We start from the raw sequence: 14,801 nt of genomic DNA, 5'->3' as shown, positions 1-14,801 counted from the left end.
AGGCAAATTAATCAATTGCTTCCTGGCTCTTTAAAAACTTGGTAATAATTATACATAAACCAGGGAATACCCAGGCCTCCATTACCCTTCAATTCCATGAATTTTATATTCTCGATATGAGAACAATGTGCTAATCTGAATGATATTTCCATTTGCATTGACTTTCAAAAATATCCGATCAAGGTAATAAATGACAACAGCAGAAGATATTAAAAAAGCGCTGGTAATACCATAATCCAGGTTATTATTGTGTAGGTTAAATACCAGGTCTGTACAAACAACATAGAGGCAGAATAGTAGAAACAGGATAAAGATAAAAGAACAAGTAAGCAGAATTCTATAGGCAGTAGGCTGGGTATAGGTAATCATCGAAACATATTATAAACATAAATGTACGCGATTTTACAACCTTTCAACTTCCTTAAATAGGATTTGAAGGTCGTCTTTCCCATTGGAGAGATTCAACATTAGCTCTCCATAACTTATAAATAGTGTCACATCTACATTTGAGTCTTTAGCCTTCCACTTAGTATTTACCCGTAAATAATTACTGATTTTGGAGTTTAAGTCGCTGGTGGGTTTCCAGGTTTTAGCAGCAAGCTTATCTACATATACTTTATATCCGGGAGGTTGACTGGCAGCTATAAATAGTTTTTCTTTCTCTGAAGGTTGATAGATGTCGTAAATATGTTTTCTACTATCAGTGATATGCAAAAGATGCTCCTGAGCTGCACTGAGTTTTTTATATGGGGTGATAATAAAAGCTTCTTTTATTGAATCATCAAAATGGTCAATCCCACGGGGATAGCTTTGGCGTATAAAATAAATATAGCCATGGTTAATAAGTGCATTCAATAACAATTCGGATAATAACGCTAATGGATTATGCATTCTCCATTCAATTTATACTAAACAAATTAGCATTCAAAATAATTAAAAAGCCCCCAGGAAACGCCAAATGCAGAAATAGCGAGCCTCGGAGGCTTTTTTAATATGTCTTTTACAAAATTACTAAATTTATTAGTAATTCAAAATTTTAAGCAAAATAACTTTTAATCGCACTGCCAATCTTGAGCAGTTTCTCTGGTGGATTGGCAATATCGCGAGGTTTTATTTCACCTTCTTCATTGGCACAATACACTGTATCGGCATCGCATGCTTTCACGATGAAAAGCTGTTTGAAATTAGCTTCCAATGTTTGAATAGTGTAGTCTTTACCGTCGACGGTCACGATGATTTCCTGCATAACTTTAAGTATTGAAGGTTAACTGTAATCGGTTTTTCACTCCAATCGATAATTCACAGCCTTAATTACAAGTTAATCAAAAAAATGCAAGTTTTAAAGAGGTTTTGAGAAACTTTTAGCAATTTCTGCCGGTTGGAGGGATGGGGGAATGGGTTTGATACCAATAGTAATTATGTATTTATTTGGAGGCGAGTTTAACAACTTAATACCAGTAACGTATGTATCTTGATCTATTTTTTGTAATATTTACTCTTACAATTCTACTACAAATCCCTCTTTGATGAGTACCTTCAATAATATATTTTTCAAAACCAACATCTACATTACCATAGTTTTTTTTATAGGAAAGTACTGGCAGAAGCTCTTCCACAATTGCAGATGCCAACTTCTTTAAGAATAAACTATCTTTAGTACAAAAGTCTTCATTTTGAGAGTTTTCAAGTGATAGGTATAAGACTCCATTATTTTTGCTATTATTAATAGCATAATAGTCATGTGATATTACGGATGTGCATTTATATTTTTTAGCCAAATAACTTTCAAATTCTTTTTCTTTCGCACTTAATGGAATAACGGAGTGTTTACAACTTACAATCGCTACTCCTCCAATAAATAACAATAGCACCCGCATTAAGATCTTCATAGTTTAGTTTTTAGGTACAGAATTTTATGAATTTAGCTTTTTACAATGAAAAAAGAATATTAGCTATTCTATGGTGCATCTATAAAATTCAACTGTACAAAAAACAGCTTTTTTAATAGATTCTAATACAAATGGTTCAAAGTCAAGTTTTAAATAACTTATCAAGAAATATTTCTATCACTTTCCCCAAACAAAAAGGGATGCTTCAAATCGCTTGAAGCACCCCTGTAGATTTAGATAACAAGTGATTAGACTATTTATCCCACCAGATACGTCCTTTTGTATCTTGTGATGTAGTTCCGTATGCCGGGTCTTTATCTATCATTCCTTTTACCGCTGCATTGTAGTTTTCCTGGTTTAAAGTAGAACTAACATTCAGCATATTTCTGCGAGGAATTAACAGATTTTTACCACCATCCCAGAGGTTCTCCAGGTAAGCGATAGTAGATCCATCTCCAATAGTTCCGTTATTACCTGGTCTTGTATTGGTAAATTGAGGATAGCCTGTACGTTTCCACATTGCCCAGGCTTCATCTGGCTGCATCATGAAGTGTACCCATGATTGTGAATAAATGCTGGCCAAACCTTTGTAAGGCAATTTTGCCGGAGTGGCAAATGTGCCGATATTGGCATCCGCGGCATTGGGTACTTTTGTAGCAATACCAAATGAACGATATTGGTTAAAAGATGCTTCTACTCCTTTATAAAACCACTGCTGAGCAGTAGCTCCCAACCCGTTTCCACCTTTCTCTGCAATTTCTGCCATCATAAAACAGGTTTCTGCATAGGTCAGGAAGAAGGATTTCATTTTGATGGTAGATCCATCAGCATAAGTCTCATCTGTATGCATCAGTTTACGGTCAGACCTGGAATCAAATCCTCCAAAACCACCATTCTTAATAAATAAGCGGGTTTGTACTGCAGATAGGAAGCCCAGGTTTGAAGTAGACCCATCGGCCATTACAAACGCTTTGTTCCTGTCTCCTCCTGTTGAACCATAGCCCGGTTCACCTGCCGATTCAGGAGCTGCATGTTTACCCCAGTACCGTACTTTGTTTTCCGGTAAGGCCAAGGCTGCCAGTGTAGCTGCATTACCATTTGCTTTAACATTAAGATATTGAGTACTATTATCTCCAAAATCATTCTCTCTCAACATCAATGGCAAACGTGGGTCATTCATCGATTTTAAATATTCTACAAACGCAAATGATGCATTGTAGTTAAATAAAATTACATTGATATCATCCACATTATTCGCCCAGTCACGTGTGAAATTGATAGCAAAGGATCCATCACTGGCCGGATCTATTTGAGATGGGTTCATGATTTTGCTACCGAAATTTGTTGCAACATCATTCAACACACTTGTAAGTTGACCTGCATCTCTCTTCTCATAACGTTGAGCAATCTTAATTCTCAGCGTATTCGCCAATCTGTACCACGCATCATAATCTCCATTATAAAACAGATCCTGATTTCCAAGAGCAATCTGATTGGCTGTATTATTTTTCAGCAAAGTTGCTGCATCTTTCAGCTTCTGATCAAATACTTTATAAAGATCAAAATCAAAGTCATACTTCGGTAATGGAAATTGGGCATCATTAAATGCCTGACTGTAAGGCATTGCACCAAAAATATCGGCTACTCTCCAGGCATGATAAACATCCACAATCATGCAGATGCCTTTCAAACCCTGATATTTAGTCTGTTGCTCTCCAGTCAGTGAATTGATTTTTTCAATGATCCGGCCCATATCCCGACCGGTAGATTTAAAATAATCACTGTAGAAGATGAAATCCGGACTTGGACCAGTTGCTTTATTAGGATCACAATATTTCCCCGATAAAGACTGCGTGGTAGATGCATCCGGAACCAGGTACTGCATGTAGGTCATGGTAGCACCATAACGCTGGGAAATGCGATCTCTGGATCCAAAATTAATATCTGTTGTAGAACCGGTAAATAAGTATTCAGGCGCTACATCATTTAATAAATTTGGGTTTGTATTGATATCGATTAATGTCTTTTTACAAGACTGACTTAGTGTTCCTAGTAAAAGTAATCCTGCTATATATTTATTGATAATTTTCATGTGCACAAGGTTTACAGAGTAATGTTAAGGGTAGCTGCATAATTACGGGAGAATGGAACTCCACCTGTTATGAATGGTCTGAATGGATCATTACTTTGTAATGATTCAGGATTTTGTCCACCTGCCAATGTGCGGTATAAATAACCAATATTACGGGCAGAAAGATTCAATCTTGCTCCTTTCAGGTGCAGACGTTGACTAACGGCAGCTGGTAAACGATATCCAAGCGTTACTTCGCGGAGCATTACCCATGAATTCTTACTGATTACTTCTGTAGTATTTAAATTGGTTTCCCAACCGTAGAAAGTATTATAATAAAGCGATGCTTTCATTGGCTCTACTAATTTCTTCTCGTAGGCCTCTTTGAATGTCATTCCTGCAATGCTCGTTCCTGGTTGTAATGGACTCATCTGACCTTCATCAAATACTGCATTTGGAATTATACCATCATAGATTGGTTCGCCATTGTTCCATAAAGGATCTGTACGAGGTAAACCACCATGTTCCTTATCTCTTCCTTCCAGCGTTTTGAGTGTAGTACCCTGACCAGTGGCATAGGCATATGATTCAGAGAATACATAACCACCAAAACGTCCATCAACCTGCGCAAACAAACTGAAGTTTTTATATCTTAAAGTACCGCTGATACCTCCAGTTACATCTGGTTCCACTTTACCGATACGTACATTAGGAGCGCCCTGTGGAATTACCTTTAAGCTATAGTTAGCCATATCGTACTGGTTAGCTGTACTGGTAAGTCTGCCATCATAGGTAATGATAGGTAATCCTGTTTTAGAATCAATAGCTGTACTTGCGTAGTAATCGTTATTGGTTGTCAGAATTCCGAAATCTCCACCTTCATATGCATGAACGCTTACACCTTCGTAGTTATCACTGAGGTTCCAGTCGGTAATGCCATTTCCAAATTCGATGATCTTACTTTTGTTACGAGCCATGTTTACAGCGAAATCAAGACCCCAGTCTTTGCTGCGAATCGGTGAAACATTCACTAACAATTCCCAACCTTTATTCTGGATATTACCGGCATTAAAGAATACCTGGCTATAACCGGTTTCAGGAACTCCACCTAATTTGATCAGCTGATTGAAAGTATTGGTTTTATACCAGGCAAAATCTACATTAATCAGATCATTAAACAATCCGAAATTGGTACCAAATTCCCAGGTGCGGCTGATCTGTGCTTTAAGATTCAGATTAGGTTTGGTATCTGCATTATACTGAGTAGCAGTACCTACAGAAGCACCATTTTGATTATAGATAGTAGCTGGTGAATAACCAACTCCTGTTTGATAAGGACCAGCAATACCGGAATTACCTACATAAGCCAGAGATGCCCTTAAGCGACCTGCAGATAACCACATTGGCATACTATTATGAAAATGATCATAGAAAGAGTATGAAAGGTTAGCTGCCGGATAGAAAATTGAATAATTATTATGTGCACCAACTGCCGCTACAGGATAGGTAAGTGTAGATCGCCAGTCGTTACGCCCTGTCAACTCCAGATTCAGATATTGTTTATAGTTCAGATTCAATATACCACCTACCCCAATTGTTAACTGAGAAGGGTATCTCGGACCAGGAACATCCTGGGTACCATAGTAATATTTACTCTGAATATTTTGTGAGGAGTTACCCAGGAAAAACTGGTTAGGAACACTTAAAGCACCATTGATGCTGGCACCATAACTTTCGTTATACATATCACCGAAATCTTCGTTATACAAGCGCATATCGATAGTCAGGTCATTATTCATCGCAGTTTTTACAGCATGGGCCATAAACAACATGGTGTAATCTCCTGTATAACTTCCGCCACTTGCATAATAACCACCGGCATTATTAATATCATTGCCGTAGTTTTTCTCTTCAGTACGGATTTTATATAGATTCAGATTACCTCTGGCAGAAAGGTCTAACCATGGATTAACCTGTGCTTTCAGTTGCAGGTAGCCCAGTACAGAATTTTCATGTCTGTAGTAGTTATTCTTATCAAATCTTGCGAATGCATTCTGAGCAGAGATCAGGTTGCCAAAAGCATTTCCGTTGATTCCGTTATCTGCTCTGCGATAAGTATTATGCCATTCCTGGAAATCAATGTTTCTAGGCAGATAATAGGTATTGAAGGCAAGGTTTTGCCCACCGCCATACGCCCATCTTCCTTGTGAGAAGAAGTTCTTTGCAACGGTATTAGAATAGCTCACACCAAAATCGGTAGAGAAAATATCATTCAGTTTTGCACCAATTTTCAGTGCTACTGAATTTCTCTGCATACCATTGTTGGGTAAGGTACCATTGGTATGGTTATTAGAATATGACAAGCGATAATTAAACTTATCAGTTGCGCTGGATATTGCGATATTATTGTTGATAAAATTACCATTCTGATAGAATGCCTTCCAGTTATCTGGCTGAGGAGAGTAAGGCACCTTAATTGAAGGATCATATACAGCAGGATGCAGGCTACCATCCATTTTAGGGCCCCAGCTGGCGGTAGTTTGAGACTGAGTACCATCAGGTCTGAAATTTCCTTCTCTGGTTAATGCACTACCCTGGCCATAAACATTCTGAAGATCCATTGGAGCTCTGTAAATCTGCTGGGTTTGATAGGTAGAACCCAAATCTACCTGAAACGCTTGTCCGACTTTCGCTTTCTTGGTGGTAATTACTACTGCACCATTAATACCTCTGGAACCGTACAATGCGGTTGCAGCAGCACCTTTAAGGATGGTTACAGATTCATAGTCATCAGGGTTCAGGTTTTTGAGCTGAGATCCAGGATCTGCATCATCTGCATTGGATACGTTGTTCGTCAGCACATTACCATCAATAACAAAAATTGGCTGGTTGGTATTATTACCCGGAGTACCTAATACTTTGGCACCACGGATCTGAATAAACGGAGACGTTTGTACCCCGGCGGCGGTCATGGTGCTTACGTTTACACCGGCCACCTTACCTTGAAGTGCGGTAATAGGATTTACAGTATTGGTTCTGGTTAGCTCCTCTCCTTTAAGAGTAGTGATCGCATAACCCAATGTTTTATCATTTTTGCCGATACCAAGAGCGGTAACAACTACTTCACCCAGGCCACTGCTACCGGTTTCCATCACAATTTTCAGTTTGGAATCCTGGCCGATGGTTACCTGTTGTTTTTTGAAACCTACAAATGAGATTTCAAGCACATCGCCTGGTTTTGCGTTGAGGGTAAATTCACCTTTTTCATTGGTTATAGTTCCTTTATCTGTTCCTTTAATTCTTACAGAAACACCGGCTAAAGGGAGTTTGCCACCATCAGTTATAACACCGTTGATAGGTGGATTGGCTTGTGCAGCAGAAATAGGCGCTTCTTCGCGAGGCTTTACAACCACTGTATTTCCAACAATGCTATAAGTAAGCGGAAGGTCCTTGAAACAAATATCTAAAGCGGCTTCCAGGCTGACATCTTTCACATTAATAGTGATTCCTTCAGCTTGTTTTAACCAGGCTTCGTCAAAGAAGAAAGAAAATCCAGTTTGTTTTTTAATAACGCGGAAGACTTTTGATAAACGGGAATTACTTTCTGACAATGTAACCTTTTGCGAATAGCCCTTTGCACTAATCTGAAGGCAAGTGGCCATTATGACAACGGCTGTTAACTTCATAAACAGGAATGTTTTGGGAAGTACGTGACGGCTGAAATACCAGGCGGTACGTAATTTTTTTTTCATACTTTAGTAGTGGTTTTGGTTGAGTAATCAGCAATTCGTGCCAAACAAATTGTTATATAGAGTATTGACCGAAACTTTCGACCGCTCTGTCTCTCACCTCAGGGCGGTTTTTTGTTTTATGGTAATACGACGATCCTGTGTTCTTCCTGTCTAAAATGTATCTTACTTTCTTCCAGTATTTTCAATACCTGAGAAACATTGGTATTACGTGAAATCTCTCCTCCAAAGCGACGATTAGGCAATTTTCCTTCATACACGATATCTACATCATACCATCTGGATATCTGGCGCATAACGCTGAACAGATCGGTATTTGTGAACGAGAAATAACCATTTTTCCAGGCTACTTCGCTATCAGTATCTACATCTTTTAAGAGTGTGAAATTGCCGTTATGATCCAGCTGCAATTGTTCACCTGGTTGTAAAACCTGTTGTTTGTTTGTTTTAGAGACTATTACTTTCCCTTCCAGTAGGGTAGTTTTAATAACTTCTTCATCGGCATATGCATTAACGTTGAAGTGCGTTCCCAATACCTTTATTTCTACACCATTTACGGAAACAATAAAGGGTATGGGATTACCATTTTTTGATTGTTGAGCTATTTCAAAGTAAGCTTCACCTGTAATTTCTACTCTTCTTTCATTATTGTTGAAAGTAGTTGGAAAGCGCACAGAGGAAGCGGCATTTAGCCAAACACCACTTCCGTCAGCCAATACAAGCTGAAACTGCTTGCTCCTTGGGGTTGTAATAGTGTTGAACATTTGTGGTTCATCGCCTCTCTCGAAAGCGTTATAAATTATACGACCCTGACGGTTGCTGATTTTAGTATTGCCTTGCATGGCCAGGGTTCCATTTCCCATGCTATCCAGTTGTATTTTACTGCCGTCTGCAAGTATCAGAATACCGCCATTGCTTCCTGGTTGTTTGTCAAATTGCGTTGTGGCAGTAATCTTTTGTTGTTTATTGTAGTAGGTAGAATATGTCCAATACCCTCCTACCGAAAAAATTGTTAACAGACAGGCGGCTAACAGCCAGCGTGTCCATCTCCCCAATCCTTTTTTTGAAGAAAAAGCGGGTGAAGCATTAATAATAGCCTCGTAGTGAGCATTCCAATCGATACCTGAATTATCTGTCTGCGATTCTTCGTGGTTCCATTCTGTACTAAGTATTTCATGTAATGCATCGAGATCTTCTTCATTCTCTACTTTGCGTAGCATCTCTGCCAACTCGGCCCTGGATATTTGATTATTCAAATACCTTGTTATCAGATCTTTCCAGTTGTGTGTTTCTGCATGCTTCATAGCAATAAATAGATACTCCGTTCTTAATAAGACGGAGAAAAAATGATGAATAACTAGTGTGAGATGAAATTTTTTTTAAATTTTTCCGAGAAGCAGGATAACGATGGCCAGATCTATCTCTTTTGAAAGGAAGTTGCGGATAAATCTTTGAGCCATAACTATATGGTTATTAACGGTTGCTCTTGAAATATTGAGTTGTTGTGCAATCTGGTCGTGCGATAGTTCTTCTTCCCGGCTAAGGGTGTATACTTTTTTGCATTGAGGAGGTAATAAGGCTATGGCAGCCCTGATTTTGCTTTCATATTCCTGTGCCATCAGGCCGGTATCGGCTCCAATTTGATCGGCCAGATCAATTTTATCCCACAATAGTTCCTGCAGTCGTTTATCACCGGCTGCAGAACGCAGGAAATCAATACTCTTATTATGTGCTATACGAAAGAGGAAAGCATCAAAATTTCGGACCTGAGCTATCAGGTCTCTTCCGATCCAAATCTTCATAAATACATCAAGCACCAATTCCTCGGCAATCGTTTCTGATTTTACAAAGCGGGAAATATAATTAAATAACTTCCCTCTATATTGTTCAAACAGAATTTTGAATGCCTTTTCGTTACCTGCAGCAACCTCCTGCAGATCTACTGATGATGTAAGTAAATGTTGCACTGTCGAATGGGATATCAGGTAAAATAACTAAGTGATTTTGTGAAATTACAAGCGAAAATTGTTGGACTTATACGTGCATAGCTTTCATGTCTCTAAAGTAATTAGATAGATTTCAGTTGATCCAGAGTAATTATTATCGTTCTGACCCAAACGTAAAATAAAAAAATTGATTTACCAAGAAAACTTAAAAAGTGGAACTCAAAGGTTATGATTTTTTTGGTAAATCAAGAATTATGTCAAATTGAAAAAATTAAATCTAATTTTATTTAAAAATAAATTAAATGTATTTTATATTGATTTATAATATATAATATTATTTTTTTAATTTAAAAACTAAATTTACCAGGTATTATTTTTGATACAATTTTTATATAAAATTGTATCAAAAATTTGTATCTTAGTATTATAATTGTAACATATGGAATCAGTTAAAGTAAAGCTATACCAATCAATAAAACGTAAAGGAAGAGGTAACTTTGTCTTTATTGATGATTTCATTGGAAGGATTGAATATGATCAACTTCGAATTGCTTTATCGCGATTAGTAAAAGAGCAGAAACTTTTACGATTAGGTCATGGAATTTATTATTATCCTGAAATAGATAAAAACTTAGGAATATTGTATCCTAGTATGGAAGATATTGCCTATGCAATTGCAGCCAACGAGAATATCACAATAACCCCAACCCGGGAATCTGCATTGAATAAATTAGGATTATCAACTCAGGTTCCAATTCATGTCGTATTTTTGTCAAATGGCCCAAATAAAGTAGTACGTATTGGTTCCAATAAGATTATTTATAAAAGTATATCTAATAAAAAAGTAAGCAGGGCTAATAGTAAATTAGAGCTTATTGTTAGCGCTCTTGAAACTGGTGAATCAACCAATCAGTTATTTTCGACTTTAGATAATTATAGCAAGAAGGAGATTATCAAAACCGCAAGAAAAATTAATCGAAAAACTTCACAATTGTTAACTAATTATCTTAACAAACGATATGATCGAGTGGCTCAATCTGCCTGAAAAACAAAAGAAAGCATTAATTAATCATGCAAGTTTTCTTTCTGGATATTCTCCAATTGCTTTAGAAAAAGATTGTTATGTAACCCTGGCTTTACAAGCGGTTTTCAGCACAACTTTTGCGAAAAATATCATATTTAAGGGTGGTACATCTTTAAGTAAAGGATGGCAATTAATTAAAAGATTTTCTGAGGATGTAGATCTCGCAATAGATCCAGTAATTCTAGGTTTCCAATCAGAAATAAGTAAAACTCAAATAAGAAAACTGCGTAAAGCAAGCGCTGAATTTGTGGGTGATCAATTCCTATTCACTTTAAGAGAAAAATTATTACAAATTGGAGTAAGCAAAAAAGTAATCACTGCAGATGTGAGAACAACAAAATCCAGCGATGCTGATCCCAGAATCATTGAAATGGAATATACTTCCCTATTTTCCGATTCAAACTATATGAGATCAAAAGTATTACTGGAATTAGGTGCCAGATCATTAAAAGAACCCTTCTCTGATCGCCCAATTTCATCATTACTTAATATCATTCCGAATAGAAATTTTAATCTTCCCATATTCCCAGTTCCAACAGTACTACCAGCACGAACAATGCTTGAAAAAATGTGGTTGTTGCATGAAGAATTTTCCAAGCCTTCAAATGAAATTCGGCATATACGTCTTTCCAGGCATATGTATGACTTATATTGTCTTAGTAATTCTTCTCACGCTGAAATAGCCAGAAATGATGAATTACTCTTTAATGCCATTCGTACTCACAGAAGCAAATTCACTCCTAACAAATATGTAAATTATCTTCAAACATCAATAACTGATCTAAAACTTATACCACCTCCGGAAGTAAGGGAAAAATGGATGGAAGATTACCTGCTAATGAAACGTTCAATGTTAGATAATGAAGCTCCGGATTTTAATGAATTGATCGAAAAACTTAGCAAGTTCTCTGAAAACCTAAAAAATTGAAATTTCCCATACGTTCATAACCGTACATTTTCATGCATCAAAAACGAACAATATCTTACTTCTAACTTCTCTAATAATCTCATTATCAATAACATCTGCTCTCTGGCATTTTTTTGGCTGACCTCCGGCATTCCGTCATACAGATTTCATCAATTATGATAAAGAACTATTTAAACCTGGCATTCAGGAATATCTGGCGCAATAAGGGTTTCTCGTTTATTAATATAAGTGGCCTTATTATCGGTATGGCCAGTGCCTTGTTAATCTTACTTTGGGTACATAACGAATTAAGCTACGACCGTTTCCATTCGAAACAGGATAGATTATACCAGGTTTGGTCTAACGATACAATTAACGGAAAAGTAAGATCCATGACTTTTACACCCGAAATCATGGCTCCTACATTGAAAATTGATTACCCCGAAATAGAAGGTGTTTCTAGAGTAAGATGGACACGCAACCTCCTATCCTTAAATACACCAGACAAAAAACTCTTATCTACAGGCGCTATTGTGGACCAGGATTTTTTATCTATGTTTAGTTTCCCTCTTCAATTCGGGAACATAAAAAATGTACTTAGTGATCCTAACTCAATTGTACTCACACAGCAACTGGCAACGAAGCTTTTTAAAAATGAAAACCCTATCGGTAAAACTGTGGTAATGGGCAACTCACAGAACTATATCGTTACTGGTATCCTGAAAAATTTACCTAACAATACCCAGTTCAATTTTATTGAATACCTGACTTCTTATGACAAAGAAACACTTTCCGGCAACATTGATAAAGACTGGAGCAATTTTTCAGTTTCAACATATGTGCTGTTAAATCCTAATACTTCTGAGGAAACTATCAATAATAAATTAAAAACCATCATTCATCAACATACCAGCAACGTTGAAAAAACTGAGGAATTTCTATATCCTGTAAGCCAATTATGGTTGTATGACAAATTTGAAAATGGAAAAGCTGTTGGTGGTCGCATAGAAACTATAAGAGTATTTATACTCATCGCTGTATTCATCCTTCTGATTGCATGCATCAACTTTATGAATCTTTCTACTGCCCGCAGTGAAAAAAGAGCCCGGGAAGTGGGGGTACGAAAAGTTATAGGTGCTTCTAAAGTATCACTTATTATTCAATTTATGAGTGAATCATTATTGTATGCATTTATTTCCGGAGTATTTGCTCTTCTTGTTGTGTTACTTGTTCTGCCAGCGTTTAATTCATTGGTTGGAAAACAACTCAGCATAGAATTTAACAACCTTAGTTTCTGGTTGTCAGGTATCGGATTCATTATGTTTACAGGTATTCTGGCAGGTAGCTATCCTGCATTCTTTCTATCCGGATTTAAACCAATCCTGGCAATTAAAGGGCGCATTAAGAACAGCAATACAATGTTGGCACCCCGCAAACTGTTAGTTGTGCTGCAATTTACTTTTGCGATAGTCCTTATTATTTGTACCCTGGTGGTAACTCAACAAGTTAAATACGGTCAGCAAAGGAAAACAGGTTACGATATGAATAACCTGGTTCATATCATTCTGAATGATGAAATGGAAAAGAATTTCAACATAATAAAAAACGATTTACTCACCTCCGGCTACGCCACCTCTGTAACTAAAACCCAATCTCCTCTTACTGAAAATTGGAGCTATGGCCTTAGTTTACGTTGGCAAGGGAAAGATCCCAATCTCCAGGTGCAGGTTAATAGATATACTACAGAAGGTGATTTGGTTAAGACAGCTGGACTGAAACTAATAAGAGGCCGCGATATCGATATAAAAAATCATCCTTCCGATTCTGGTGCCTGCCTTATCAATGAAACTGCTGCAAAACTCATGAAATTTAAGGACCCCATTGGTCAGCTGATTTATGATGATGAAGAAACCTGGCAAATTGTTGGAGTGATTGGTGATTTCATCCAGGAATCTCCTTATGCAAGCGTAAAACCTCTTATTGTCAAAGGCCCTAAAAGCTGGATGGGTACTGTTATTGTAAAACTTAATGATAACAATTCCAGAACTACAAATATTGCAGGTATGGAAAGCATCTTCAAAAAATATAATCCTGCTTATCCATTGGAATTTCATTTTACAGACGATGCCTACACAAACAAATTCAATAATGAAAAGTTAACCGGTAAATTAACGGCACTTTTCTCTGCGCTTGCCATCTTTATTTCCTGCCTTGGTTTATTCGGCTTATCAGCTTTTCTGGCAGAAAACAGATTTAAGGAAATAGGCGTAAGAAAAGTACTGGGAGCTACTGTTACAAGTCTAACTATTCTACTATCCAGCGACTTCATAAAACTGGTAATCGTTTCAATTTTCATTGCATCACCATTCGCTTATTTCATTTCAAACCAATGGCTAAAAAGCTTCCAGTACCATATTGGAGTCAGTATCTGGATATTTATAATTACAGGGGCATTAGCAATCTTAATAGCCTTATTGACGGTAAGTTATCAGGCAATAAAGGCCGCATTAATGGACCCTGTGAAGAGTTTGAAGTCGGAATAACCACTTTAAATTTTTACTTTTGTTCATTCAGATAAAATTCAGCATGATAGAACAGGTAAATACATTAATTCAACAATTAAAAGACAACTCACTTACCTTTAAAGAAGTGATTACATTTATTGAATCTGCATATCTGCATCAGCCTACTGCTTTCAAAAATGGGGATGCATATAATGAGGCTTCTCAAAATCAGGGTAGTGCAAAAGTGTTTTCCTTTGCTCTTTTAAACAACCTGAGCAAAGAAGATACACTCTACTTATTTGCAGAACATTATCAGTCAGTACTCCAGACTCCTGATGCTGCTGATCATCAGAATATCAGACAGTTTATGATTCATGGTTGGGATGGGATAGCGTTTGAAGGACAGGCACTGACAGCAAAATAATTAGTATTTAAGCGTGAAAAAGAGGATGGATCAAAAGTAATTTGATGGCTCTGAGAATAGCATAAACGAAAATTCTCCCCATCAGGTACCCGAATAAAATAGGGGAAAAATTACTTTTGAGACACCCTCTTTTTGTTTTATGTAATTAGTTTGAATTAGTCTATTGATATACAGTCGATTATTTTTTTACAAAATAGATTTCCCAATATTATACTTGAAGTATTGTT

Annotated in this window: 11 protein-coding genes; 4 read left to right on the top strand and 7 right to left on the bottom strand. The window is 37.0% G+C overall.

Going from position 1 to position 14,801, the window contains the following annotated elements; translation table 11 throughout:
* Positions 1 to 402 precede the first annotated feature (402 nt).
* From DVR12_RS07195 to DVR12_RS07165, 7 genes are all read right to left on the bottom strand, one after another.
* Positions 403 to 891, bottom strand: coding sequence for a hypothetical protein (locus DVR12_RS07195; RefSeq protein WP_116974961.1), 489 nt, complete (start codon positions 889 to 891; stop codon positions 403 to 405).
* Between the two features lie 145 nt (positions 892 to 1,036).
* Positions 1,037 to 1,246, bottom strand: coding sequence for a hypothetical protein (locus tag DVR12_RS07190; protein WP_116974960.1), 210 nt, complete (start codon positions 1,244 to 1,246; stop codon positions 1,037 to 1,039).
* Positions 1,247 to 1,448: 202 nt separating this feature from the next.
* Positions 1,449 to 1,889: a hypothetical protein gene (locus DVR12_RS07185; RefSeq protein WP_116974959.1), complete on the bottom strand. Its 441-nt coding sequence runs from the start codon at positions 1,887 to 1,889 to the stop codon at positions 1,449 to 1,451.
* Positions 1,890 to 2,142: 253 nt separating this feature from the next.
* Positions 2,143 to 3,981 (bottom strand): SusD/RagB family nutrient-binding outer membrane lipoprotein, encoded by a 1,839-nt coding sequence (locus DVR12_RS07180; protein WP_116974958.1) that lies wholly within the window; start codon positions 3,979 to 3,981, stop codon positions 2,143 to 2,145.
* An 11-nt stretch (positions 3,982 to 3,992) separates the two neighbouring features.
* Positions 3,993 to 7,712: a SusC/RagA family TonB-linked outer membrane protein gene (locus tag DVR12_RS07175; protein ID WP_116974957.1), complete on the bottom strand. Its 3,720-nt coding sequence runs from the start codon at positions 7,710 to 7,712 to the stop codon at positions 3,993 to 3,995.
* A 116-nt stretch (positions 7,713 to 7,828) separates the two neighbouring features.
* Positions 7,829 to 9,013 carry a FecR family protein gene (locus tag DVR12_RS07170; protein WP_116974956.1) on the bottom strand — a complete coding sequence of 395 codons (1,185 nt, stop codon included), beginning with the start codon at positions 9,011 to 9,013 and terminating at the stop codon, positions 7,829 to 7,831.
* 75 nt (positions 9,014 to 9,088) lie between these two features.
* On the bottom strand, positions 9,089 to 9,676 hold the full coding sequence (locus DVR12_RS07165; RefSeq protein ID WP_158563221.1) for an RNA polymerase sigma-70 factor: 588 nt from the start codon (positions 9,674 to 9,676) through the stop codon (positions 9,089 to 9,091).
* A 418-nt stretch (positions 9,677 to 10,094) separates the two neighbouring features.
* Between DVR12_RS07165 and DVR12_RS07160 the strand changes: the two genes are divergently transcribed.
* The 4 genes from DVR12_RS07160 (at position 10,095) to DVR12_RS07145 (ending at position 14,574) form a co-directional block, all read left to right on the top strand.
* Entirely contained in the window at positions 10,095 to 10,700 is a 606-nt protein-coding gene (locus DVR12_RS07160; protein WP_116974954.1) for a DUF6088 family protein, read from the top strand.
* Positions 10,675 to 11,667 (top strand): nucleotidyl transferase AbiEii/AbiGii toxin family protein, encoded by a 993-nt coding sequence (locus tag DVR12_RS07155; RefSeq protein ID WP_116974953.1) that lies wholly within the window; start codon positions 10,675 to 10,677, stop codon positions 11,665 to 11,667. The genes DVR12_RS07160 and DVR12_RS07155 overlap by 26 nt, the downstream gene beginning before the upstream one ends.
* A gap of 155 nt (positions 11,668 to 11,822) precedes the next feature.
* Positions 11,823 to 14,189 (top strand): ABC transporter permease, encoded by a 2,367-nt coding sequence (locus tag DVR12_RS07150; RefSeq protein ID WP_116974952.1) that lies wholly within the window; start codon positions 11,823 to 11,825, stop codon positions 14,187 to 14,189.
* A 43-nt stretch (positions 14,190 to 14,232) separates the two neighbouring features.
* Entirely contained in the window at positions 14,233 to 14,574 is a 342-nt protein-coding gene (locus DVR12_RS07145) for a HopJ type III effector protein (protein WP_116974951.1), read from the top strand.
* The last annotated feature ends 227 nt before the right edge of the window (positions 14,575 to 14,801 follow it).

Origin of the sequence: Chitinophaga silvatica, assembly GCF_003419895.1 — a bacterium.
Taxonomy (GTDB): Bacteria; Bacteroidota; Bacteroidia; order Chitinophagales; family Chitinophagaceae; genus Chitinophaga; species Chitinophaga silvatica.
Note: the sequence above shows the minus strand (reverse complement) of the source record. Positions and strands in the feature narration are given on the sequence as shown.